Origin of the sequence: Salipiger abyssi (assembly GCF_017311415.1) — a bacterium.
Classification (GTDB): domain Bacteria; phylum Pseudomonadota; class Alphaproteobacteria; order Rhodobacterales; family Rhodobacteraceae; genus Salipiger; species Salipiger abyssi_A.
Window position 1 is genome coordinate 1 of record NZ_JAEKIS010000033.1, and the last position, 23,435, is coordinate 23,435.

19 protein-coding genes, 1 tRNA gene and 1 pseudogene are annotated in these 23,435 nt (G+C 62.8%); 17 read left to right on the forward strand and 4 right to left on the reverse strand.

The genetic code is table 11. The features are described 5' to 3' along the window. A pseudogene (tuf, locus tag I6N89_RS23710) lies at nt 1-225 on the forward strand (elongation factor Tu); the annotation flags it as partial. A 263-nt stretch (nt 226-488) separates the two neighbouring features. Here tuf and I6N89_RS23715 read toward each other — a convergent pair. Next, nucleotides 489-737, reverse strand: a complete 249-nt coding sequence (locus I6N89_RS23715; RefSeq protein WP_207020789.1) for a hypothetical protein — start codon at nt 735-737, stop codon at nt 489-491. A 640-nt stretch (nt 738-1,377) separates the two neighbouring features. Then, a complete protein-coding gene (locus I6N89_RS23720; RefSeq protein ID WP_207020790.1) occupies nt 1,378-1,626 on the reverse strand; it encodes a hypothetical protein in 249 nt (82 codons plus the stop codon). Nucleotides 1,627-2,014: 388 nt separating this feature from the next. Between I6N89_RS23720 and I6N89_RS23725 the strand changes: the two genes are divergently transcribed. Together I6N89_RS23725 and I6N89_RS23730 are read left to right on the forward strand one after the other, a co-directional pair. Continuing rightward, complete coding sequence (locus tag I6N89_RS23725) at nt 2,015-3,007, forward strand: zinc transporter ZntB (RefSeq protein WP_207020791.1); 993 nt, start codon at nt 2,015-2,017, stop codon at nt 3,005-3,007. Nucleotides 3,008-3,063: 56 nt separating this feature from the next. Then, nucleotides 3,064-3,139 (forward strand) — tRNA-Trp (locus I6N89_RS23730). A 135-nt stretch (nt 3,140-3,274) separates the two neighbouring features. On the opposite strand, the gene I6N89_RS23735 is transcribed toward I6N89_RS23730, so the two are convergent. Continuing rightward, nucleotides 3,275-3,826, reverse strand: a complete 552-nt coding sequence (locus I6N89_RS23735; RefSeq protein ID WP_207020792.1) for a hypothetical protein — start codon at nt 3,824-3,826, stop codon at nt 3,275-3,277. Nucleotides 3,827-4,196: 370 nt separating this feature from the next. Between I6N89_RS23735 and secE the strand changes: the two genes are divergently transcribed. The 10 genes from secE (at nt 4,197) to I6N89_RS23785 (ending at nt 18,414) form a co-directional block, all read left to right on the forward strand. After that, nucleotides 4,197-4,388, forward strand: a complete 192-nt coding sequence (gene secE, locus I6N89_RS23740) for a preprotein translocase subunit SecE (RefSeq protein WP_076696787.1) — start codon at nt 4,197-4,199, stop codon at nt 4,386-4,388. A gap of 169 nt (nt 4,389-4,557) precedes the next feature. Then, on the forward strand, nt 4,558-5,088 hold the full coding sequence (gene nusG / locus I6N89_RS23745; RefSeq protein ID WP_076696785.1) for a transcription termination/antitermination protein NusG: 531 nt from the start codon (nt 4,558-4,560) through the stop codon (nt 5,086-5,088). A gap of 100 nt (nt 5,089-5,188) precedes the next feature. Continuing rightward, nucleotides 5,189-6,334 (forward strand): winged helix-turn-helix domain-containing protein, encoded by a 1,146-nt coding sequence (locus I6N89_RS23750; RefSeq protein ID WP_207020793.1) that lies wholly within the window; start codon nt 5,189-5,191, stop codon nt 6,332-6,334. A 174-nt stretch (nt 6,335-6,508) separates the two neighbouring features. Next, nucleotides 6,509-6,958, forward strand: coding sequence for a 50S ribosomal protein L11 (gene rplK / locus I6N89_RS23755; protein WP_076696781.1), 450 nt, complete (start codon nt 6,509-6,511; stop codon nt 6,956-6,958). A 1-nt stretch (nt 6,959) separates the two neighbouring features. Further along, the gene (gene rplA, locus I6N89_RS23760) at nt 6,960-7,658 is read left to right on the forward strand and encodes a 50S ribosomal protein L1 (protein WP_207020794.1); all 699 of its coding nucleotides are present in this window, start codon (nt 6,960-6,962) and stop codon (nt 7,656-7,658) included. A 442-nt stretch (nt 7,659-8,100) separates the two neighbouring features. Then, nucleotides 8,101-8,619, forward strand: coding sequence for a 50S ribosomal protein L10 (gene rplJ, locus I6N89_RS23765; protein ID WP_207020795.1), 519 nt, complete (start codon nt 8,101-8,103; stop codon nt 8,617-8,619). 74 nt (nt 8,620-8,693) lie between these two features. After that, on the forward strand, nt 8,694-9,074 hold the full coding sequence (gene rplL / locus I6N89_RS23770; protein ID WP_076696776.1) for a 50S ribosomal protein L7/L12: 381 nt from the start codon (nt 8,694-8,696) through the stop codon (nt 9,072-9,074). A 258-nt stretch (nt 9,075-9,332) separates the two neighbouring features. Further along, nucleotides 9,333-13,469: a DNA-directed RNA polymerase subunit beta gene (gene rpoB, locus I6N89_RS23775; RefSeq protein ID WP_207020796.1), complete on the forward strand. Its 4,137-nt coding sequence runs from the start codon at nt 9,333-9,335 to the stop codon at nt 13,467-13,469. Between the two features lie 97 nt (nt 13,470-13,566). Beyond that, nucleotides 13,567-17,823, forward strand: coding sequence for a DNA-directed RNA polymerase subunit beta' (gene rpoC, locus I6N89_RS23780; protein WP_207020797.1), 4,257 nt, complete (start codon nt 13,567-13,569; stop codon nt 17,821-17,823). A gap of 102 nt (nt 17,824-17,925) precedes the next feature. Beyond that, a complete protein-coding gene (locus tag I6N89_RS23785) occupies nt 17,926-18,414 on the forward strand; it encodes a hypothetical protein (protein ID WP_207020798.1) in 489 nt (162 codons plus the stop codon). A gap of 494 nt (nt 18,415-18,908) precedes the next feature. On the opposite strand, the gene I6N89_RS23790 is transcribed toward I6N89_RS23785, so the two are convergent. Further along, a complete protein-coding gene (locus tag I6N89_RS23790) occupies nt 18,909-19,709 on the reverse strand; it encodes a putative rhamnosyl transferase (RefSeq protein ID WP_207020799.1) in 801 nt (266 codons plus the stop codon). A 369-nt stretch (nt 19,710-20,078) separates the two neighbouring features. On the opposite strand from I6N89_RS23790, the gene rpsL reads away from it, so the two are divergent. The 4 genes from rpsL to I6N89_RS23810 all read left to right on the forward strand — a co-directional run. Beyond that, nucleotides 20,079-20,450 (forward strand): 30S ribosomal protein S12, encoded by a 372-nt coding sequence (gene rpsL, locus I6N89_RS23795; RefSeq protein ID WP_007118826.1) that lies wholly within the window; start codon nt 20,079-20,081, stop codon nt 20,448-20,450. Between the two features lie 12 nt (nt 20,451-20,462). Continuing rightward, nucleotides 20,463-20,933, forward strand: coding sequence for a 30S ribosomal protein S7 (rpsG, locus tag I6N89_RS23800; protein ID WP_076696763.1), 471 nt, complete (start codon nt 20,463-20,465; stop codon nt 20,931-20,933). Nucleotides 20,934-20,954: 21 nt separating this feature from the next. Next, nucleotides 20,955-23,078, forward strand: a complete 2,124-nt coding sequence (gene fusA / locus I6N89_RS23805; RefSeq protein WP_207020800.1) for an elongation factor G — start codon at nt 20,955-20,957, stop codon at nt 23,076-23,078. A 94-nt stretch (nt 23,079-23,172) separates the two neighbouring features. Beyond that, nucleotides 23,173-23,435: GTP-binding protein (locus tag I6N89_RS23810; protein WP_207017495.1), on the forward strand; the 263-nt coding region annotated here is incomplete at its 3' end.

Here is a 23,435-nt window from a genome sequence, read left to right on the forward strand (position 1 = left end):
ACGCCGTTCTTTGCGAACTACCGTCCGCAGTTCTACTTCCGCACGACGGACGTGACCGGCACCGTGACGCTGCCCGAGGGCACCGAGATGGTGATGCCGGGCGACAACCTGAAGTTCACCGTCGAGCTGATCGCGCCGATCGCCATGGAAGACGGCCTGCGCTTCGCCATCCGCGAAGGTGGCCGCACCGTCGGTTCCGGCGTCGTCTCCAAGATCCTCGAGTAAGCGGGCCTTCCGCCCTTCCGCAGCAGGCGATCCGGCATCTTCCGGATCTGCCGGGCGCGACTCCTGGGACACAGAAAGGCCGGGTGGATCCGCTCCGCCCGGCCTTTTCTTTTGCAGCGTCGGGGCACGCAGAGACCCGGGATCGTTGCCGGGGCGTCGGACAAAATACAAGGGGCGCCTCCTCGGCGCCCCTTATCGTGTCAGATTGTCGGGCCTGTCCGCAGGGAGCTGGCGATTGCCGGGCTCCCTGCGGATATCCGCGCTCATTGGTAGTTGCGGATCAGGGCCTCGGCTGCGGCTTTGGTGTTGCCTGCGCCGGTTTCGTCCTGCACCGCCTGATACACGGCGACGGCTTCGGCGTTGCTGAGAGCCGACACGTTGGACTCGGGCGCGATGCGCGACAGAGCGGCACGGGCTGCGTCGCCGGTGCTGTAGGTCTGGGCCGAAGCGGCGCCTGCAAAGGCGGAGGCTGCGGTGACGGCGGCGGCGGTGAGTGCGATAAAGCGTTTCATGTTTCTTTCCTTCCTTACTGATACGATGCTCCGTCTTGGAGCGTTTCTGCCCGTCCGTTTCGTGGCGGGATGACAGAGATATCGTTCTGCATCAGGCGATTAGCAAATCACGCAAGCGCTCACGGTCGGTCGCGAAATCGTGCCCTGGAACGTGAGCACTGGCTTTCCAGGGCCCGTCGCGAGGCCTCCAGAGGTCAGTAAAACAAGGGGTTTCAGCCTGTTTCAGGCAAGCGCATCGGCGCGAGAGGGGCGTGAGATTAGAGGGTTTTCGAACGCTGGTGGGGGTGTCGCAGGGGGATTGTGCAATGGTGAACAGCTCGTTTTCGGGCTGACAATGGCTTGGATCCCGGCTTGCGCGGGGTCTCTTACACCTGCGATCCGCGATGCAGGCGCGCACGGTCTCTCAGGCGCACGCGGATGTGCGTCTGTAAGCCTTAGGTGTGAATCGGGTTGGAGATGATGGCCGGGGCAGCCCTGCCGGTAGAGGCCGGGGCAGCGCGCCGGCGGCGGGCGCGTGGTGTGGGGCAACGCCGCCGGGCAAAATTTAAGGGGCGCCTCGTCGGCGCCCCTTATCGTGTCAGGCTATCGAGCCTATCCGCAGGGAGCTGGCGCTGGCCAGGTTCCCTGCGGGGTTCCGCACTCATTGGTAGTTGCGGATCATGGCTTCGGCAGTGGCTTTGGCATTGCCTGCGCCGGTTTCGCCCTGCACCACCTGATACACGGCGACGGCTTCGGCGTTGCTGAGAGCCGACACGTTGGACTCGGGCGCGATGCGCGACAGAGCGGCACGGGCTGCGTCGCCGGTGCTGTAGGTCTGGGCCGAAGCGGCGCCTGCAAAGGCGGAGGCTGCGGTGACGGCGGCGGCGGTGAGTGCGATAAAGCGTTTCATGTTTCTTTCCTTCCTTAATGTGTTCAAAGCACCTTTGCGGTGCGTGTCCATCCCGTCCGTTTCGTGGCGGGACACCCGTGATATCGTTTCGGATCAGGGGATTAGCAAATCACGCGAGCGCTCACGACAGCTCTCGAAAACGTGTATTTGACTGTGATCGGAATGCTTCCTATAGGGCGCCGGGAGTGTCGAAAATAACAGAAAAATGACAGATCGCGCGCGTCGTCCGGCGGTGGGTTGAGGGCATTCCGCGTGAGCGAAAGGTATCTAACCACCCTAAACCGTTCAGTGCAGATTGAGTGTGCATTTATGAACATACCAATAAAGGCCGAATATAGACCGTGCGGAAGCTGCTTGCGTGCCGCCGGGGCGCGGATATGTTCGGATCATGCAGGAGCTCGCCCCCCGTTTCGACGATGCAATTGAGACCGGTTTTGCGCTGAACGGCGCCGGGCGCGGCACGGCGCTGAGTCCGGCCGAGGCGCCGGCACTGCTGCGCGGCGATGACCTGGGCTGGGTGCATCTGCGCGCCCATCACCCGGACACGCCGGCCTGGATCGTGGAAAACCTGTCTTATCTCGATCCCACGATCATTGACGCGCTGGTGGCCGAGGAAACCCGCCCGCGCGTCACCCGGTTGGGTGAGGGCCTGATAGTGATCCTGCGCGGCATCAACACGGTGACGGGCGAGGATCCCGAGGACATGGTCTCGGTACGGCTCTGGATCGATCAGCGCCGTATCGTCAGCCTGTCGCGTCGCCCGGTGCGCGCGATCGAAGATATCGCGGCCGAGCTGGCGGCGGGCCACGGACCGGAGGATTGCGCCGGCTTTCTCGTGTCGCTGGTGGAGCGGCTGACCTACCGAATCGAATTCTTTTGGGCGGGCATCGACGACGAGGCCGACGAACTGGAGGAGGCGGTGCTGGACGGGGCCGGCGGCGAGCTGCGCGGCCGGCTGGTGGAGCTGCGCCGCCGGGCGATCATCCTGCGGCGCTATCTGCAACCTCAGCGCGACGCGCTGCGCGCTCTTCAGGCGGCGCATCCGGTCTGGCTGGAAGCAGACGACCTGCGCCACCTCGCCGAGGAGCTGGATGCGCTGGAGCGTGTGGTGGAGGATGCCGACGCGATGCGCGAGCGCATGGCGCTGGTGCGCGACGAGCTTGCGGGCCAGCAATCGGAACGATTGAACCGCAACATGTACATGATCTCGATTCTCTCTGCGCTGTTTCTGCCGCTGGGCTTCCTCACCGGATTGTTCGGAATCAATGTCGCCGGCATGCCCGGCGCGGCGTATCCCGGGGCGTTCTGGATCTTTGTCGGCGGGCTTGCTGTGGTGGTCACGTTGCAACTCGCAATCCTGCGGCGACTGCGCTGGATCTGAGGCCGTTTTCCCGCTTGCAAAGGCGCGCGCCCTTTCGTACACGGGAGCCCGGCCTTAGGGGTATAGCTCAGCTGGTAGAGCGACGGTCTCCAAAACCGTAGGTCGCGGGTTCGAACCCTGCTGCCCCTGCCACTTCCAGACATCGGCGGAAAACGCGGCTTTCCAGGCATGACGTTGCATGACCAGGCATACGTTGTCAGGTCTGACGTTTTCAGTCATGAAAAAGGGCCGCGACACTGCGCGGCCCTTTCAGAGAAGATCAGTATCTTACGACATGATCCGTTCGATGTCGCTCTTCTTCTCGCTGTCGTCTGCGCCGCCGTAGAGCGTTGCGCGGAGGTCGTTCACCTGCTCGGTCGACAACACGCTGTAATCTGCTTCGGGCACAAGTTGCTCGAGCGCGCTCACTTCGCCGGTGGTCAGGTTCGGAGCGGCGTCGCTCATCGAGTCAACGATCTGCACGCGGGTTTCGGCGGGATCGTCGCTCTCTGTCACCAGCGCGACCATTTGCTCACGCTCGGCGCTCGACATTTCGTCCAGGCGCCATTCCGGAACGTAAACCTGAAGATCTTGCTCGACGGCGGTCGAGGCGGACGGGTTGTCGGCCGAAGCGATTTCCTCGATCTGCGAACGTTTGTCAGTATCGCTTGCGCCGCTGTTGGCGACGGCGAACATCTCGGTGACCTGATCGTCGGAGAGTGCCTCGAAATTGGCATCCGGGTAGTACATCGTGATCGCATTCATTTCGGCTTCGCTTGCGGCGAAGGCGCTGGTTGCGACGATGGTGCTCAGGGCGGTGGCGGTCAGAAGGCGTTTCATAATGACGTTCCTTTCTATCTTCGGTTCCTCTCGCCGAGGCGTCGGGTGCCTCGTGCTTCCTGGCGACACAACAGGGCCGCGGGGGGATTGGTTCCGACCGAAAAATCGCCGGCTTCGATATTTTAACCCGTTGCCATGGATGAGTTTTCTCTTAACGCGCCCGCAAACGCCGAACGCCGTGAAAGGTTGCCGGCAAAATTGCGCGTGCGCGTCAGAGTTTCGTGAAAACCGCTCGCAGTGAGGTGAAGCGGGCGTGACGTGACGTTGAGTTTCGCGCGCGCCCGGGGGCAAGCTGGGCGCAAGGCTTGCCAGCGCGGGGCTCTCTGCGTATATCGCCCGAAACCCGCACGGAAACGGAAAGCAGGCGGCAATGGCCAATCCCATCCAGTTCATCCAGCAGACCCGGGCCGAGATCGGCAAGATCGTCTGGCCCACGCGCCGCGAAGTGATGCTCACCACGGTCACCGTCTTTATTATGGCGGCGCTCACCGCGGCGTTCTTTGCGCTGGTCGACATTCTGATCCGCGGCGGCCTTCAGGGGCTGCTGTCGATGTTCGGCTAGGCGCAACGGCCTGAAACCCGGTCTGCCTCTTGAAATCGCAGGGGCAGGGGGGTAGTGAGCGACACACTTTCCTCAGACGGGCGTGCAGCGATTCGAGTTGCACGCCGGTTTTCGTTTGGGGCAGGACGATGCCGGCAGAGACCGGCCGAGAGATTGGAAGAGGGGCCAGATGGCAAAGCGGTGGTACTCGGTCAGCGTTCTGTCGAACTTCGAGAAGAAGATCGCGGAACAGATCCGGCAATCTGTCGAAGAACAGGGGCTGGAAGACCAGATCGACGAGGTTCTGGTGCCCACCGAGGAAGTGATCGAGGTGCGCCGTGGCAAGAAGGTCGCCACCGAGCGCCGCTTCATGCCCGGTTATGTGCTGGTCCATATGGAGATGTCGGATCAGGGCTATCACCTGGTCAACTCGATCAACCGGGTGACCGGGTTCCTCGGTCCGCAGGGGCGCCCGATGCCGATGCGCGATGCCGAGGTCGAGGCGATCCTGGGCCGTGTGCAGGAAAGCGACGAGGCGCCGCGCACGCTCATCCATTTCGAGGTGGGCGAGAAGGTCAAGGTCAACGACGGCCCGTTCGAGGGCTTCGACGGCATGATCGAGAGCGTGGACGACGACAATCAGCGCCTGCGTGTGGCGGTGTCGATCTTCGGTCGGGAAACCCCGGTCGAGCTGGAATACACACAGGTCTCGAAAGAGTAAGAGGCCTCTCAGTGTTTGCGAACGCGCCCCGTCGGAGCCATCCGGCGGGGCTTTTGTTTGGCCGGTTGCCAATCCCGCGGCGATTGGCGAAAGCTGCGGCATGGCTGCCCCCGCTCCCCTCCGTATCGCCAATGCCGATGCCCGCCGGCTCTGGCTCGCCTCTCACGGGCTGAGCGCCGCGCCCTCCGGCGACGATGCGCTGCGGGTCATTCGCGATCTGGGCTTCGTGCAGCTCGACACGATCCAGGTGGTCTCGCGCGCGCATCATCATATCCTGTGGTCGCGGGCGCAGTCCTATCGCGAGCCGATGCTCGACAGGCTGCTCCGCAAGCGACAGGTCTTCGAGCATTTCACCCATGATGCCTCGGTGCTGCCGATGGAGATGCTGCCGCTCTGGCGCCGGCAGTTCGACCGGATGAAGCAAAAGGTCAGCGGATCGTGGTATGTGGGGATCGCCTCGGAGGAGCTGACGCAGGAGATCCTGGCCCGCATCCGTGAGGAGGGGCCGCTCTGCACCCGCGATTTCGACACGGTGGTGGAAAAGCGCGCCATGTGGCAGCGCCCGCCGCACAAGAAGGCGCTCGATTATCTCTGGTATGCCGGGGTGCTCGCGACCTGTCATCGCGAGGGTGTCGTCAAGTATTACGATCTGGCGGAGCGGATCTTTCCCGAGGTCGAGCTGCTGTCCGACGAGGCGCAGATCGACGGGCTGTGCGAGGCGGCGCTGGATCGCCTGGGCTTTGGCACCCTGGGCGAGCTGCGCAAGTTCTGGGATGCCACCGAGGTTGCCGAGGTGGCGGGCTGGGCCGAGCGCCGCCAGCCGCTGCCGGTCGAGATCGAGGGGGCCGATGGCCGCTGGACCAAGGCTGTGGCCTGCCCCGACATCGAAGAGCGTCTGGAGGCGGCGCCCGCGCCTGGCGGGCGGCTGCGCCTGCTGAACCCGTTCGATCCGGCGATCCGAGATCGGGTGCGTCTGAAACGCCTGTTCGGCTTCGACTACACGGTCGAGATGTTCGTGCCGGAGGCGAAGCGGCAATGGGGCTACTACATCTATCCGTTGCTCGAAGGAGATCGTTTCGTCGGGCGGATCGAAGCCAGAGGCGACCGCAAGACCGGGCTGCTGAGCGTGCCCAATTTCTGGTGGGAGGCGGGTGTGCGCCCATCGAAGGCGCGCGAGGCGCGGCTCGATGCCGAGCTGGCGCGGTTCGCAAGGCTTGCCGGTCTGTCGGAGGTGCGCCGGGGCTGACGCGCCTTGCCAAGCTGCGCCATGCGCGGTAAAGGGCGCGCTCGTGGCCTTCCGATGCGAGTCGGAGGTGTCGCGTTCGTGGGAGGCGAGGGCATCGCGATGTCCGGACCAGACCACGCCACATGAACATCCCGGCGACGCGTCGTCTGGGAAGATGGAACAGGAGATACGCCGATGGCCAAGAAGCTCGCCGGCAAGATGAAGCTGCAGATCCCTGCAGGCAAAGCCAACCCCTCGCCGCCCGTGGGCCCGGCCCTGGGTCAGCGCGGCATCAACATCATGGAATTCTGCAAGGCGTTCAACGCCAAGACGCAGGAAATGGAGCCCGGCGCGCCGTGCCCGACCGTGATCACCTACTATCAGGACAAGTCCTTCACCATGGACATCAAGACGCCGCCCGCGTCTTATTACCTGAAGAAGGCTGCCGGTCTGAAGCCCGTGGGCAAGCGGAACCGCCCGCGCGGTGCCGAGAACCCCGGCCGCGAGACCGTTGCCACCGTGACCACCAAGCAGGTGCGCGAGATCGCCGAGGCCAAGATGAAGGACCTCAGCGCGAACGACGTCGAAGCGGCAATGCAGATCATCCTTGGCTCCGCCAAGTCCATGGGCATCGAGGTGAAGTAAGATGGCAAAGCTCGGAAAACGTACCCGCGCCGTCCGCGAAGCCTTTGTCGGCAAGGAAAACCTGACCGTCGAGGAGGCCGTTGCGCTCGTCAAGTCGTCGGCCAGCGCCAAGTTCGACGAAACCGTCGAAATCGCGATGAACCTGGGTGTCGACACCCGTCACGCCGACCAGATGGTCCGTGGCGTGATCGGCCTGCCGAACGGCACCGGCAAGACCATGCGCGTCGCCGTGTTCGCCCGTGGCCCCAAGGCCGAGGAAGCTCAGGCCGCAGGGGCCGACATCGTGGGCGCCGAAGACCTGATGGAAACCATCCAGGGCGGCACCATCGAGTTCGACCGCTGCATCGCGACCCCGGACATGATGCCGATCGTCGGCCGTCTGGGCAAAGTGCTCGGCCCGCGCAACCTGATGCCGAACCCCAAGGTCGGCACGGTGACCATGGATGTCGCTCAGGCCGTCAAGGACGCCAAGGGCGGCCAGGTCCAGTTCCGCGCTGAAAAGGGCGGTGTGGTCCATGCCGGCGTCGGCAAGGCTTCCTTCGACGAAGCCAAGCTGGTCGAGAACATCCGTGCCTTCGTCAGCGCGGTTGCCAAGGCCAAGCCGGCCGGTGCCAAGGGCACCTATATGCAGAAGATCTCGCTCAGCTCCACAATGGGCCCGGGCGTGACCGTCGACGTGGCCAACGCCGCGACCGAGTGATCCTCTGCGATCTGTGATTTTGCGAAAGGGCGGGCCCGCGGGTCCGCCCTTTTTGCATTGGCTGGAGTGGTCTCGCCGGGATGAGCGGTTTTGTGACAACCCCGGCGATCCAAGTGGACGGGCTCGCCGCGATCTGCGACACTTATGCGAGGCATTTTCCGCCGACGCCGCGCCCGTGATTGCATCCGGGCTTGGCATAGCGTCCAAAAGCCGGTATCCGGACCTCCTGAGGGTTTCCGCGCGATTCGTGGCGACCCTCTATTCGTCCGAGACGGTGGGTTGGAGCAATCCTGTAATTCCTGCCCGAGACGGGAAGAGACATACGTTCCGGACCTATGTGTTCCGGCGACGCGATGCGACGACCCGATCGGACCTTGTCGTCCGGGCTTGCCCGGACAGAACCGAGCCGGAGGGGTCGCCCCTCCACAATTGGAGTGAAACTGTGGATAGAGCCCAGAAAGAGAAAGTGGTCGAGGAACTCGGCCAGATCTTCGAAAGCTCTGGCGTCGTGGTGGTATCCCGCTACGAGGGTCTCACGGTTGCCGAGATGACGGACCTGCGGGCGCGCGCAAGCGCGGCCGAGACTTCGGTTCGCGTCGCCAAGAACAGGCTCGCCAAGATCGCCCTTGAGGGAACGCCGAGCGAGAGCATCGCGCAATATCTCGAGGGCATGACCGTTCTCACCTTCTCCGAAGACCCCGTGGCAGCCGCCAAGGTGGTCGAGGATTTCGCCAAGGACAACAAGAAGTTCGAAATCCTTGGCGGGACGATGGGTGGTGCGGCTCTGGACCGGGCCGGTGTCGAGGCCGTGTCGAAAATGCCGTCGCGCGAGGAGCTCATCGCTTCCATCGTCGGCTGTATCGGCGCACCCGCTTCGAACATCGCTGGTGCGATTGGCGCCCCTGCTTCGAACATCGCCTCCATCCTTTCCACGATCGAGGAAAAGGCCGAGGCGGCGTAACGCGCAGTCAAGAGACACTCGTGGGGTTGCAAACCCGCACGTTGGAACACATCTAGAGAAACGGAAAACGCAAAATGGCTGATCTTAAAGCACTTGCAGAGCAAATCGTCGGTCTGACGCTGCTCGAAGCCCAGGAACTGAAAACCATCCTCAAAGACGAGTACGGCATCGAGCCCGCCGCTGGCGGCGCGGTCATGATGGCTGGCCCGGCAGCCGGTGGCGAAGCCGCCGCTGAAGAGGAAAAAACCGAATTCGACGTGATCCTCAAGTCGGCTGGCGACAAGAAGATCAACGTGATCAAGGAAGTCCGCGGTATCACCGGCCTGGGCCTGAAAGAAGCCAAAGAGCTGGTGGAAGCCGGCGGCAAGGCTGTCAAAGAAGGCGTCTCCAAGGACGAAGCCGAAGAGATCAAGAAAAAGCTCGAAGAAGCAGGCGCGGAAATCGAGCTCAAGTAATCACGGCGAATGCGCGGCTCTGCGCATACCGCGTGATCGCGATATCAGGCTGGGTCCGGGGGTTTCCCGGGCCCAGCCGAACCCGTCTCAGAGAGGCCCTTCGCGCAAGGGCTTTTCTAAGGCAGGTTCCAGGATCGGGAGGCCCTTGGTGGGACAGGGGCCAGGAATGGATCGGAACAATTGCCGTCTCGGATGGACGTGCCGCTGGTGCCCGACAGCATGCGCGTCCGGTGAGAAGCTGAAAAGGTGAACAGACCTATGGCGCAAAGTTTCCTTGGCCAGAAACGTCTTCGCAAATATTACGGCAAAATTCGTGAGGTTCTGGAGATGCCGAACCTCATCGAGGTTCAGAAATCCTCCTACGAACTCTTCCTGAAATCCGGCGACCAGCTCGAGCCCATGGATGGCGAGGGCATCAAGGGCGTGTTCCAGTCGGTCTTTCCGATCAAGGATTTCAACGAGACCGCCGTTCTGGAATTCGTCGATTACGAGCTTGAAAAGCCGAAATACGACGTCGAGGAGTGCATGCAGCGCGACATGACCTACAGCGCCCCGCTGAAGGTCACCCTGCGCCTCATCGTGTTCGATATCGACGAGGATACCGGCGCCAAATCGGTGAAGGACATCAAGGAACAGGACGTGTTCATGGGCGACATGCCGCTCATGACGCCGAACGGCACGTTCATCGTGAACGGCACCGAGCGGGTCATCGTCTCCCAGATGCACCGTTCGCCGGGCGTGTTCTTCGACCATGACAAAGGCAAGACGCACAGCTCGGGCAAGCTGCTCTTCGCCTGCCGCATCATTCCCTATCGCGGCTCGTGGCTCGATTTCGAATTCGACGCCAAGGATATCGTCTTCGCGCGCATCGACCGCCGCCGCAAACTGCCGGTGACGACGCTGCTCTACGCTCTTGGTCTCGACCAGGAAGCGATCATGGACGCCTATTACAAGACGGTCGATTACACCCTGCGCCGCGGCGAAGGCTGGGTCACAAAGTTCTTCCCCGAGCGGGTGCGCGGCACGCGCCCGACCCATGATCTCGTGGATGCGGATACCGGCGAGATCATCGCCGAGGCCACCAAGAAGATCACCCCGCGCGCTGTGAAAAAGCTGATCGACGAGGGCAAGGTCGAGAACCTGCTGGTGCCCTTCGACCAGATCGTCGGCAAGTTCGTGGCCAAGGACATCATCAACGAAGACACCGGCGCCATCTATGTGGAAGCCGGCGACGAGCTGACCTGGACCGTCGACAAGGACGGTGAGGTGACCGGCGGCTCCCTGAAAGAGCTGCTGGATGCGGGCATCACCGATATCCCGGTGCTCGACATCGACAACATCACCGTGGGTCCGTACATGCGGAATACCATGGCGCAGGACAAGAACATGGACCGCAACAGCGCGCTCATGGACATCTACCGCGTCATGCGCCCGGGCGAGCCGCCCACCGTCGAGGCCGCCTCGTCGCTCTTCGACACGCTGTTCTTCGACAGCGAGCGTTACGACCTCTCGGCCGTGGGCCGGGTGAAGATGAACATGCGTCTGGCGCTCGAAAAGCCCGACACCCAGCGCACGCTGGACCGCGAGGATATCGTGGCCTGCATCAAGGCGCTGGTGGAGCTGCGCGACGGCAAGGGCGAAGTGGACGACATCGACCACCTCGGCAACCGTCGCGTCCGCTCCGTCGGCGAGCTTATGGAAAACCAGTACCGCGTCGGCCTGCTGCGCATGGAGCGCGCGATCAAGGAGCGTATGTCCTCGGTCGAGATCGACACCGTGATGCCGCAGGATCTGATCAACGCCAAGCCCGCGGCTGCCGCCGTGCGCGAGTTCTTCGGTTCCTCGCAGCTGTCGCAGTTCATGGACCAGACAAACCCGCTGTCGGAAGTGACCCACAAGCGTCGCCTCTCGGCGCTTGGGCCGGGCGGTCTGACCCGTGAGCGTGCCGGCTTCGAGGTGCGCGACGTGCACCCGACCCACTATGGCCGCATGTGCCCGATCGAGACGCCGGAAGGCCCGAACATCGGTCTCATCAACTCGCTGGCGACCTTCGCGCGCGTGAACAAATACGGGTTCATCGAAACCCCGTATCGCGTGGTCAAGGAAAGCCAGGTGACGGACGAAGTGCATTACATGTCCGCCACCGAGGAGATGCGCCACACGGTCGCCCAGGCGAACGCGACGCTGGACGAGAACGGCGAATTCATCAACGAGATGGTTAACACCCGCCAGTCGGGAGACTACACCCTCGCCCCGCGCGAGTCGGTGGACCTGATTGACGTGTCGCCGAAACAGCTGGTCTCGGTTGGTGCCTCGCTCATCCCGTTCCTGGAAAACGACGACGCCAACCGCGCCCTGATGGGCGCCAACATGCAACGTCAGGCCGTGCCGACGCTGCGCTCGGAGGCGCCGCTGGTGGGCACCGGGATCGAGGGCAAGGTCGCCATCGACTCCGGCGCCGCGATCCAGGCGCATCGCGCGGGTATTGTCGACCAGGTCGATGCGCAGCGGATCGTGATCCGCGCCACCGCCGATCTGGAACTGGGCGATGCCGGTGTGGATATCTACCGGATGCGCAAGTTCCAGCGCTCGAACCAGAACACCTGCATCAACCAGCGTCCGCTGATCAAGGTCGGCGACGTGGTGGGCAAGGGTGAGGTCATTGCGGACGGCCCGTCGACGGATATGGGGGAACTGGCGCTCGGCAAGAACGTCATCGTCGCCTTCATGCCCTGGAACGGCTACAACTACGAGGACTCGATCCTGATCTCTGAGCGCATCGCGCGTGACGACGTGTTCACCTCGATCCATATCGAGGAATTCGAAGTCGCCGCCCGCGATACCAAGCTCGGGCCGGAAGAGATCACCCGCGACATCCCGAACGTCGGCGAGGAAGCGCTGCGCAACCTCGACGAGGCGGGCATCGTCTATATCGGTGCCGATGTGGAGCCGGGCGACATTCTCGTGGGTAAGATCACGCCGAAGGGCGAAAGCCCGATGACGCCGGAGGAAAAACTGCTCCGCGCCATCTTCGGCGAAAAAGCCTCCGACGTGCGCGATACCTCGCTGCGGGTGAAGCCCGGCGATTACGGCACTGTCGTGGAAGTGCGGGTCTTCAACCGTCACGGCGTCGAGAAAGACGAGCGTGCGTTGCAGATCGAGCGCGAGGAAGTCGAACGTCTGGCCCGTGACCGGGACGACGAACTGGCGATCCTCGACCGCAACATCTATGCCCGTCTGCGCGACCTGATCCTCGGTAAGATCGCGGTGAAGGGGCCGAAAGGCGTGCGTCCGAACAGCGAGATCACCGAAGAGCTGCTCGGCACGCTGTCGCGCGGCCAGTGGTGGCAGCTGGCGCTGGAGGAAGAGTCCGACGCGCAGATCATCGAGGCGCTGCACGAGCAGTACGAGGCGCAGAAGCGCCAGCTCGACGCACGGTTCGAGGACAAGGTCGAGAAGGTCCGCCGCGGCGACGACCTGCCGCCGGGTGTGATGAAGATGGTCAAGGTCTTCGTCGCGGTGAAGCGCAAGCTTCAGCCGGGCGACAAGATGGCCGGCCGTCACGGCAACAAGGGGGTGATCTCCCGCGTCGTTCCGATGGAGGACATGCCCTTCCTCGAAGACGGCACGCCGGTCGACTTCTGCCTCAACCCGCTGGGCGTGCCCTCGCGGATGAACGTCGGTCAGATCCTTGAAACCCACATGGGCTGGGCGTCGCGCGGTCTGGGCATCAAGATCGACGAGGCGCTTCAGGACTATCGCCGCTCCGGCGATCTGACGCCGGTACGCGAAGCAATGCGCATCGCCTATGGCGACGAGGTCTATGAAGAGGGCATCGCCGAGATGGACGAGGGCCGTCTGGTGGAAGCCGCGGGCAACGTGGTGCGCGGCGTGCCCATCGCCACGCCGGTCTTCGACGGCGCCAAGGAAGCCGATATCGACGACGCGCTGACGCGGGCAGGGTTCGATTCTTCGGCCCAGTCGCGCCTCTTCGACGGTCGCACCGGCGAGGAGTTCGCGCGGAAGGTGACGGTGGGTGTGAAATACCTGCTGAAGCTGCACCACCTGGTCGACGACAAGATCCACGCACGCTCCACCGGCCCGTACTCGCTCGTCACCCAGCAGCCGCTGGGCGGTAAGGCGCAGTTCGGCGGTCAGCGCTTCGGGGAGATGGAGGTCTGGGCTCTGGAAGCCTATGGCGCCGCCTATACCCTTCAGGAAATGCTGACCGTGAAGTCGGATGACGTGGCGGGCCGGACCAAGGTCTATGAAAGCATCGTCAAGGGCGAGGACAATTACGAGGCGGGCGTTCCCGAGAGCTTCAACGTGCTCGTCAAGGAAGTCCGCGGCCTCGGCCTGAACATGGAACTCCTGGACGCGGAGGAGGACGAGTAACGAAGAATTTTCGTCCGAAAATTCTTCGGCCCAGGATTTTTCGTACGAAAAATCCTGGGCGCTCCCCCCGACGCAGCCATGACGCAAAGGTTTTGACATGAACCAGGAACTGACGAACAACCCGTTCAACCCGCTGACCCCGCCCAAGGTTTTCGACGAGATCAAGGTCTCGTTGGCCTCGCCCGAGCGGATCCTTAGCTGGTCCTACGGTGAGATCAAGAAGCCCGAGACGATCAACTACCGCACGTTCAAACCCGAGCGTGACGGCCTCTTCTGTGCGCGGATCTTTGGCCCGATCAAGGATTACGAATGCCTCTGCGGCAAGTACAAGCGCATGAAATATCGCGGCGTCGTCTGCGAGAAATGCGGCGTGGAAGTCACGCTGCAAAAGGTGCGCCGCGAGCGCATGGGCCATATCGAACTGGCCGCGCCCTGCGCCCATATCTGGTTCCTCAAGTCGCTGCCCTCGCGCATCGGCCTTATGCTGGACATGACGCTGCGCGATCTGGAGCGTGTGCTCTATTTCGAAAACTACGTGGTGATCGAGCCGGGCCTGACGGATCTGACCTACGGCCAGATGCTCACCGAGGACGAGTTCCTCGACGCGCAGGACCAGTACGGCATGGATGCCTTTACCGCCAATATCGGTGCCGAGGCGATCCGCGAGATGCTCGCCGCCATCGACCTCGAAGCCGAGGCCGAGCAGCTGCGCATGGACCTCAAGGAGGCCACCGGCGAGCTGAAGCCCAAGAAGATCATCAAGCGCCTGAAAGTGGTGGAGAGCTTCCTCGAGTCGGGCAACCGCCCGGAATGGATGATCCTCACCGTGATCCCGGTCATTCCGCCGGAACTGCGCCCGCTGGTGCCGCTGGACGGTGGCCGCTTCGCGACCTCCGATCTCAACGACCTGTATCGCCGGGTGATCAACCGGAACAACCGCCTCAAGCGGCTGATCGAGCTGCGCGCGCCGGACATCATTGTCCGCAACGAGAAGCGGATGCTTCAGGAAGCCGTCGACGCGCTCTTCGACAACGGTCGCCGTGGCCGCGTGATCACCGGTGCCAACAAGCGTCCGCTGAAATCGCTCAGCGACATGCTGAAAGGCAAGCAGGGCCGTTTCCGCCAGAACCTTCTCGGCAAGCGCGTCGACTTCTCGGGCCGGTCTGTCATCGTGACGGGTCCGGAACTGAAGCTGCACCAGTGCGGCCTGCCGAAGAAGATGGCGCTCGAGCTCTTCAAGCCCTTCATCTATTCGCGGCTGGAGGCCAAGGGCCTCTCCAGCACCGTGAAACAGGCGAAGAAACTGGTGGAGAAAGAGCGTCCCGAGGTCTGGGACATCCTCGACGAGGTCATCCGCGAGCACCCGGTTCTGCTGAACCGCGCGCCCACGCTGCACCGTCTCGGCATCCAGGCCTTCGAGCCTCAGCTCATCGAGGGCAAGGCGATCCAGCTGCACCCGCTCGTCTGTTCGGCCTTCAACGCCGATTTCGACGGCGACCAGATGGCCGTGCACGTGCCGCTTTCGCTGGAAGCGCAGCTCGAGGCGCGTGTCCTGATGATGTCCACGAACAACGTGCTGTCGCCGGCCAACGGCGCGCCGATCATCGTGCCGTCGCAGGATATGATCCTCGGCCTCTACTACGTGACCATCATGCGCGAAGGCATGAAGGGCGAGGGCATGGCCTTCTCCTCCATCGAGGAGGTCGAGCACGCGCTGACCGCGGGCGAGGTGCATCTGCACGCCAAGATCACCTGCCGGGTCAAGCAGATCGACGAGACCGGCCAGGAGATCGTCAAGCGTTACGAGACCACGCCGGGCCGCGTGCGTCTCGGCGCGCTGCTGCCGATGAATGCCAAGGCGCCGTTCGAGCTGGTCAACACGCTGCTCCGGAAGAAGGACGTGCAGCGGGTCATCGACACCGTCTACCGCTATTGCGGTCAGAAGGAGTCGGTCATCTTCTGCGACCAGATCATGTCCATGGGCTTCAAGGAGGCGTTCAAGGCGGGCATCTCCTTCGGCAAGGACGACATGGTCATCCCCGACAACAAATGGGGGCTGGTCGAAGAGACCCGCGAGCAGGTCAAGGACTTCGAACAGCAGTACATGGACGGCCTGATCACCCAGGGCGAAAAGTACAACAAGGTCGTGGATGCCTGGTCGAAATGTAACGACAAGGTCACCGACGCCATGATGAACACCATCTCGGCGAACAAGCGCGCCGAGGATGGCTCCGAGATGGAACCCAACTCGGTCTACATGATGGCGCACTCCGGTGCCCGTGGCTCGGTCACGCAGATGAAGCAGCTGGGCGGGATGCGCGGCCTGATGGCGAAGCCGAACGGCGACATCATCGAGACCCCGATCATCTCGAACTTCAAGGAAGGTCTGACCGTTCTTGAATACTTCAACTCGACCCACGGCGCGCGGAAAGGTCTGTCCGACACCGCTCTGAAGACGGCGAACTCGGGCTACCTGACCCGCCGTCTGGTGGACGTGGCGCAGGACTGCATCGTGCGCATGCGCGACTGCGGCACCGACCGCGCGATCACTGCGGAAGCGGCGGTCAACGACGGCGAAGTGGTGGCGAGCCTCGGTGAGCGCGTTCTGGGCCGTGTCGCGGCCGAGGACATCATGGTCCCCGGCACCGACGAGGTGCTGATCCGCGAGGGTCAGCTCATCGACGAGCGCATGTCCGACGCCATCGAGGAGGCCGCGGTGCAGACCGCGCGCATCCGCTCGCCGCTGACCTGTGAGGCCGAGGAGGGCGTCTGCGCCATGTGCTACGGTCGTGACCTGGCACGCGGCACGATGGTCAACACCGGCGAGGCTGTCGGCATCATTGCGGCGCAGTCGATCGGCGAGCCCGGCACGCAGCTGACGATGCGGACCTTCCACATCGGCGGCGTGGCGCAGGGTGGCCAGCAGTCCTTCCTCGAAGCCTCGCAAGAGGGCCTGATCGAGTTCGAGAACGCCTCGACGCTCGAGAACGCCATCGGCGAGACGCTGGTCATGGGCCGCAACATGAAGCTGCGGATCATGGGCGAGGACGGGGCCGAGCGCGCCAGCCACAAGCTGGGCTACGGCACCAAGCTCTTCGTCAAGGAGGGCGAGACCGTCCAGCGCGGCGCCAAGCTCTTCGAGTGGGATCCCTACACGCTGCCGATCATCGCCGAGGCGGACGGTATCGCCCGGCATGTCGACCTGGTGAACGGGCTTGCCGTGCGCGACGAGACCGACGAAGCCACCGGCATGACCCAGAAGATCGTGGTCGACTGGCGCGCGGCGCCCAAGGGCAACGAGCTCAAGCCGGAGATCATCCTGATGGATGCCGATGGCGAGCCGGTGCGCAACGCGGCGGGCAACCCGATCACCTACCCGATGTCGGTGGACGCGATCCTGTCCTGTGAAGACGGGCAGGAGATCAAGGCCGGCGACGTCGTGGCGCGGATCCCGCGCGAAGGTGCGAAGACCAAGGACATCACCGGCGGTCTGCCGCGTGTGGCCGAACTCTTCGAGGCGCGCCGTCCCAAGGACCACGCCATCATCGCCGAGATCGACGGCTATGTGCGCTTTGGCAAGGACTACAAGAACAAGCGCCGCATCGCCATCGAGCCTGCCGACGACACGCTGGAGACCAAGGAATACATGATCCCGAAAGGGAAACACATTCCGGTCGTCGAAGGCGATTATGTCCAGAAGGGCGATTACATCATGGACGGCAACCCGGCGCCGCATGACATCCTCGCCATCATGGGGATCGAGGCGCTGGCCAACTACATGATCGACGAGGTGCAGGACGTGTACCGTCTGCAAGGCGTGAAGATCAACGACAAGCACGTCGAGGTCATCGTCCGACAGATGCTGCAAAAGTGGGAAATCACTGACAGCGGCGACACGACCCTGCTCAAGGGCGAGCATGTGGACAAGGCCGAGTTCGACGCGGCGAATGCCAAGGCGGTCTCCAAGAACGGCCGTCCCGCCGAGGGCGAGCCGATCCTGCTCGGCATCACCAAGGCGTCGCTCCAGACCCGCTCCTTCATCTCGGCGGCCTCCTTCCAGGAGACCACCCGGGTGCTCACCGAAGCCTCGGTGCAGGGCAAGAAGGACAAGCTGGTCGGGCTCAAGGAGAACGTCATCGTGGGCCGCCTGATCCCGGCGGGCACCGGTGGCGCGACCCAGCGGGTGCGCCGCATCGCCACCGAGCGCGACGGCAAGGTGATCGAGGTCAAGCGCGCCGAGGCGGAAGCCGCAGCCGCGCTGGCCGCACCCGATGCCGACACGTCGGGCAACGACGTGATCGGGGGCGACGAGTTCGACAACCTCGTGGTGGATACGCCGGAAAGCCGCGAATAAGCGGTTTCGGCAAGCGAAAACAGAAAACCCCCGCAGAAATGCGGGGGTTTTTTCGTATGAGGCATCTGACAAGCGGTGCGCGGTGGACTGCGGCTATCCGGTTTGTTTCTGAACGATCGCTTCGAGCCTATATTGCAAGAATGCTGCGTTGCCACCAATGTCCGCTACAGCAGAAATCGAATTGGGGCACTGGTGGCCAGCGCGTCGGAGGACACGAATATTCTCTCCAATGCACAAAGATATGCAGCACTCGTCGGAGCGGCTATTGTCGCTCTTGGCTTTGTTCCTGTTCCTTTAACAGATCCGTCACTGCCGGAGGCAACTTGGTTCGAATGGTCGATCGCTGTTTCGCCGATGCTGCCACTTGCCGTCTTGGCCGTCTCATTCGTCAATCATCGGAGAATGCCGGTAGTATTCGCGGCGATCTTTGCCTTGGTGTTTTCAGGCGCCGGGGTGTTTGTAACCCTCTTTATGAGCGCATTGTCTGGAGGCGGAACGGAGATGGTCATACTGCACGGAACTGCTTTGACGATAGCGTGTGCCACATCCTTTCTGTTGATCTCAACAGTTGGGCAAAAACTAGGTTGTTAGCCTGCGGCGCTTTTATGTTGCCTGTGTTGGTCGGGGGTTGGTCACTAGCTATGGTTCCACTCGCTTACTCAAGTGCCGTTGGAATATCTTCGAGCCGTGCATTCTGCATTGGTGAACACAGTCCGATAAAGAGAGAACTAGGCTCCATCATTGGACTACGCGGTTTATCCTTCTATACGACCCGGTCAGGCTCCAAAACTGGAGACTCCTGGTACTTTCATGGATTACTTCTTGTCGAAGATGAAGTCGGTACAAGCGTGTACAACTGGTCGCCTCGCCATCTGGAATTTCAGGCAGTCGAACGGCCTCGGCTTCTGATCGCAAGCCCATTTGAAACTTGCGTGCCTAGGAAGAAATTTCTTCAAGAACTCAATGTGTTTTAGCGAGTACAGCAAGTTGAGCGGACATTGATCACTTGTCGTCGAAGATCCGTTTCGTCCGCACAGCGGCCGTTGCTGAAGGGGACGTCACGCCATGCCGTAGAGAACGGCCTCTCAGCCAAAGATCCCGCGCACCCGATCCGCGTCGATGGCGAAGCGGTCGCGGAACAGTGCCTCGCCCGCGGCATCGAGCCGGGGCAGGGCGACCGGCTTCACATGTTTCTTCTGGCGCGAGTCGTTGTGGTCGTTATGGCCGCGCACATACATGAGGCTGTCGGTGAAGCTCACCGTGGGCATGAAGCGCAGAATCTTGTTGTGGCCGAAATTCATGATGCTCTGTTTCACGCCCGGTTTCACGGCCATGGCCTGGGCCACGCCCCAGAACGGCGTCACAGTCTCCTCGCCGCAAATGCCCTCCGCATCCGGACGCGCGATATAGCCGCGGTTCCAGTCGAGCCCCACCAGCCGGTGCTTGGCGCGCAGCGCGGAGAGATCGAGCGCCGCCTCGCGCAGGGTCTCGACGAAATCCACCGCCACCGCGTCGTCGTCGTCATGGCGGAATTGCAGGCAGGGCTGCGCCATGTCGCGGGCGGCGTTGATCGCCTCCTGACAGACGGCGCGATGCGGGCCGGGCGGGCGTGCGACGATGCGGGCCTGCGGGAAGTCCGCGACCAGCGCGTCGAGCCGGGCGCGGTGGTCGTCGGGCAGCGAGGTCCCGACCAGGATGAGAAAGGTGAAATCCGGATCGGTCTGCGCCTTCAGCCCGGGCAGGCAGATCGCCTCGAAATGCCGGAACCGCTCTTCCATGCGCGCCGGCGCGTAGAGATAGGCCTCGCGGCTGCCGGTATCGTCATGTTCGACCTGGAAGCCGCCCTCGGCGGGATAGGAAAACCGGCAGAACCCGATCACTTGCATTGCCGCGTCTCCTCTGAAACAAGCACTTCACCTGCATCGCATTGCCGCTTTGCCCTGACAAGACGCGGCTTATGTTGACAAGCCCCGCGACTCCCCCTATACGCGCCTCAATTCGCAGGGGGCTTTGTGTCTCCGGCGCATTTTACAGCACTGAAGCGGTCACGATCCGGGCCGAAAGATGCCCCGATCCTCTGGACACCCACCGCGTCGTTCCTTGCCGGGAACGCATGCGGTGCTTTGCGTCGTCCCTGACTATCGGGGGAGGGCGCGTCGCTGGTGACCTGCGGACGCGCAGGGCGCCTTGAATGATGAACCCGCACGGGACGCCCCGTGCAGCACATATGTGAGAAACACGGGGAAGAGACCCATATGCCCACGATCCAGCAGCTGATCCGCAAGCCGCGGCAGCCCAAAGTCAAACGTTCCAAGTCGATGCACCTGCAGGAATGCCCGCAGAAGCGCGGCGTCTGCACCCGCGTCTACACCACGACGCCGAAGAAACCGAACTCCGCTATGCGGAAGGTCGCCAAGGTGCGCCTGACCAACGGCTTCGAAGTGATCAGCTACATCCCGGGCGAAAGCCACAACCTGCAAGAGCACTCTGTTGTGCTCATCCGTGGCGGTCGTGTGAAAGACCTTCCCGGTGTGCGTTACCACATCCTGCGCGGTGTGCTGGACACCCAGGGCGTCAAAGACCGGAAGCAGCGTCGCTCCAAGTACGGCGCGAAGCGTCCGAAATAAGAGGAAAAACAGATGTCTCGTCGTCACGCCGCAGAGAAGCGCGAAGTCCTGCCCGACGCCAAGTATGGCGATGTCGTGCTGACCAAGTTCATGAACAACCTGATGATCGACGGCAAAAAGTCGGTCGCGGAGAAAATCGTCTACAACGCGCTCGACCGGGTCGAAACCAAGGTCAAGCGCGCGCCGGTGGAAGTGTTCCACGAGGCGCTGGACAACATCAAGCCGGCCGTCGAGGTTCGCTCGCGCCGTGTGGGCGGTGCCACCTATCAGGTGCCCGTCGAAGTGCGCCCCGAGCGCCGCGAAGCTCTCGCCATCCGCTGGCTGATCACCGCATCGCGCTCGCGCAACGAGAACACCATGGAAGAGCGCCTGGCGGGCGAGCTTCTGGACGCTGTGCAGTCCCGCGGCTCCGCCGTGAAGAAGCGCGAAGACACTCACAAGATGGCCGACGCCAACAAAGCGTTCAGCCACTACCGCTGGTAAACCCGGGAAAGGCAGTCCATCATGGCACGCGAATATCCGCTGGAGCGCTACCGCAACTTCGGGATCATGGCCCACATCGACGCGGGCAAGACCACGACGACCGAGCGCATCCTCTTCTACACCGGCCGGTCCCACAAGATCGGTGAAGTTCATGATGGCGCCGCCACCATGGACTGGATGGAGCAGGAGCAGGAACGCGGGATCACCATCACCTCGGCCGCCACCACCACCTTCTGGCAGTGGCAGGAAGATCCGACCGCCGAGGGCACCTCGGACACCAAGTTCCGCTACAACATCATCGACACTCCCGGCCACGTTGACTTCACCATCGAAGTCGAGCGTTCGCTGGCCGTGCTCGACGGTGCCATCGCGCTGCTGGACGGTAACGCCGGCGTCGAGCCGCAGACCGAGACCGTGTGGCGTCAGGCCGACCGCTACAAGGTTCCGCGTCTGGTGTTCGTCAACAAGATGGACAAGATCGGTGCCGACTTCTTCAACTGCGTGAAGATGATCAAGGACCGCACCGGCGCGATCCCGGTTCCGGTCAACTTCCCGATCGGCGCCGAAGACCAGCTCGAAGGCATCGTCGACCTCGTGACCATGGAAGAATGGGTCTGGAAGGGCGAAGATCTGGGCGCCTCCTGGGTGCGCGGTCCGATCCGTGACGACCTCAAGGCCACCGCCGACGAATGGCGTTCGCACCTGATCGAGCACGCCGTCGAGCAAGACGACGACGCGATGGAAGCCTATCTGGAAGGCGAAGAGCCCGACATCCCCACCCTGCGGAATCTGATCCGCAAGGGCACGCTGTCGCTGTCCTTCGTTCCGGTTCTGGGTGGCTCGGCCTTCAAGAACAAGGGCGTCCAGCCGCTGCTCAACGCCGTGGTCGACTTCCTGCCCGGTCCGCTCGACGTGCCGCCCTACATGGGCTTCTCGCCGGACGACGAGACAGAAACCCGGAACATCGCCCGTCATGCGAATGACGACGAGCCGTTCTCGGGCCTGGCGTTCAAGATCATGAACGACCCGTTCGTGGGCTCGCTCACCTTCACCCGGATCTATTCGGGCAAGATGAACAAGGGCGACTCGATCCTGAACTCGACCAAGGGCAAGAAAGAGCGCATCGGTCGTATGATGATGATGCACTCGAACAACCGCGAAGAGATCGAAGAAGCCTTTGCAGGCGACATCATCGCGCTGGCCGGTCTGAAAGAGACCACCACCGGTGACACGCTCTGCGCGGCCAACTCGCCGGTGGTTCTGGAAACCATGACCTTCCCCGATCCGGTGATCGAGATCGCGGTCGAGCCGAAGACCAAGAACGACCAGGAGAAGATGTCCCAGGGTCTGGCCCGTCTGGCCGCCGAAGACCCGTCCTTCCGCGTCGAGACCGACCTCGAGTCCGGTCAGACCATCATGAAGGGCATGGGCGAACTTCACCTCGACATTCTTGTCGACCGCCTGAAGCGCGAGTTCAAGGTTGAGGCCAACATCGGCGCCCCGCAGGTGGCCTATCGCGAGACCATCGGTCACGAGATCGAGCACACCTATACCCACAAGAAGCAGTCGGGTGGTTCGGGTCAGTTCGCCGAGGTCAAGCTGGTCATCAGCCCCACAGAGCCGGGCGAAGGCTACTCGTTCGAGAGCAAGATCGTCGGCGGTGCCGTGCCCAAGGAATACATCCCGGGCGTGGAAAAGGGCATCAAGTCGGTGATGGACTCCGGTCCGCTCGCGGGCTTCCCGGTGATCGACTTCAAGGTCGCGCTGATCGACGGCAAGTTCCACGACGTGGACTCCTCGGTCCTGGCCTTCGAAATCGCGTCGCGGATGGCGATGCGCGAAGGTCTGCGCAAGGCCGGCGCCAAGCTGCTCGAGCCGATGATGAAGGTCGAGGTGGTCACACCGGAAGAGTATACCGGTTCGATCATCGGCGATCTCACCTCCCGTCGCGGGCAGGTGTCGGGGCAGGAGCCGCGCGGCAACGCTGTGGCAATCGCCGCCTTCGTGCCGCTGGCCAACATGTTCGGCTACATCAACACCCTGCGCTCCATGTCCTCGGGCCGCGCGCAGTTCACGATGCAGTTCGACCATTACGATCCGGTGCCGCAGAACATCTCCGACGAGATCCAGGCGAAATACGCATAAGCCGGGTGGCGCCCCGGACCCGATCCGGGGGCCCTACCCACCACCGTAGGCTGGGGCCTCGCCCCACCATCCGACAAAAAGAGGAGCCAATACCATGGCAAAGGAAAAGTTTGAGCGCGGCAAACCGCACTGCAACATCGGCACGATCGGTCACGTTGACCACGGGAAGACGACGCTGACGGCGGCGATCACGAAGTATTTCGGTGACTTCCGCGCCTACGACCAGATCGACGGCGCACCGGAAGAGAAAGCCCGCGGCATCACGATCTCGACCGCTCACGTCGAGTACGAGACCGAGAACCGTCACTACGCCCACGTCGACTGCCCCGGCCACGCCGACTATGTGAAGAACATGAT